This is a genomic window from Marinobacter sp. C1S70 (genome assembly GCF_000475355.1).
GTDB classification, from domain to species: Bacteria; Pseudomonadota; Gammaproteobacteria; order Pseudomonadales; family Oleiphilaceae; genus Marinobacter; species Marinobacter nauticus.
Map to the genome: position 1 here is coordinate 1 of NZ_AXBW01000099.1, position 1,319 is coordinate 1,319.

Here is a 1,319-nt window from a genome sequence, read left to right on the forward strand (position 1 = left end):
TGTAGTAGCCCCCATTTAAACCGGACACCTTGGTAGAAGCAAAGGCCTAGGCATAGACCTAGTGCAAAGGAGTGTCCAAGGTGGAGAGAATCGAAGTCATAACCGGAGTGCAGCGCCGTCGCCGGTATTCCGCGCAGGAGAAAGCATTCATGGTTGCAGAGTGTGAGCAGCCAGGCATGTCGGTATCGCTTGTAGCCCGGCGTCATGGTATATCAGCAAGTCTGTTGTTCCGTTGGAAGAAGCTGATGAAAGACGGTGGCATGTCCGCGATTGAATCCGGTGATGAGGTTGTAAGCGCATCCGAGGTGAAAGCCCTGAACAAGAAGGTTCGGGAGCTGGAGCGGATGTTGGGCCGCAAGACGATGGAAGCTGAAATACTCCGGGAAGCCCTGGAGGTGGCTCAGTCAAAAAAGTTGATCTCGCGCATGCCGTTGCTGCCACCGGACGATACCCTCTGAAGCGGGTTGCGGAAGTGCTGAAGGTATCGCGCTCCAATCTTCTGGATCGTCTTCATGGTCGCCAGAAAGGCCGAAGCCCGAGATACAGAAAACAGGACGATGACCGGCATTTGCCGTTTATCCGTGAGCTGTGCGAGGCCCGTGCTGCCAATGGCTATCGAAGGATCACGGCTCGACTGAATCGGTTGCTCGCAGCCAATGATGAGCGAGTAAACCACAAGCGCGTGTACCGACTGATGAAGCAGGATGGGCTGCTGTTACCCCGGTATACAGGGCGACCTCAAGAGCGCTGCCACAACGGCCAGGTTATTACGTTGAAGCCGGACCTTCGCTGGTGCTCGGATGGCTTTGAGATCCGCTGCTGGAACAAGGAGGTTGTCCGTGTAGCCTTCAGCCTGGACTGCTGTGATCGCGAGCTGATGCGCTATGTAGCGACTACTGGTGGCATCACCGGTGAGATGGTTCAGGACCTGCTGCTGGAAAGCTTGGAATACCGGTTCGGCCAGTCAGAGCGAGTGCCTCATCCGCTGGAATGGCTGACGGACAATGGCAGTTGCTACATTGCCAAAGAAACGCGAGCCTTCGCGTCCTCTCTGGGGTTTGTAGTGTGTACTACACCGGTGAGAAGCCCTCAGAGCAACGGCATGGCTGAGGCCTTCGTGAAGACGTTCAAGCGGGACTATGTGTACCTGAACGATCTTCCTGATGCCGCCACGGTAATGGCCAGGTTGCCGGAATGGATCGAGGACTATAACCGCAGCCACCCGCACAAGGGGCTGAAAATGAAATCGCCCTGGGAGTACCGGGCGGAACTGGCATCAAACGAATAAGGTGGTGTCCGGTTTAGCGGGGGCAACTACA

Annotated in this window: 1 protein-coding gene; it reads left to right on the top strand. The window is 56.0% G+C overall.

Translation table 11 applies throughout. From position 1 onward, the window contains the following. Positions 1 to 80: 80 nt before the first annotated feature. A protein-coding gene (locus Q669_RS19005) for an IS3-like element ISMaq2 family transposase (protein ID WP_152525078.1) occupies positions 81 to 1,288 on the top strand; the annotation gives its coding sequence in 2 pieces (ribosomal slippage) (positions 81 to 408 and positions 408 to 1,288; 1,209 coding nt in all). The last annotated feature ends 31 nt before the right edge of the window (positions 1,289 to 1,319 follow it).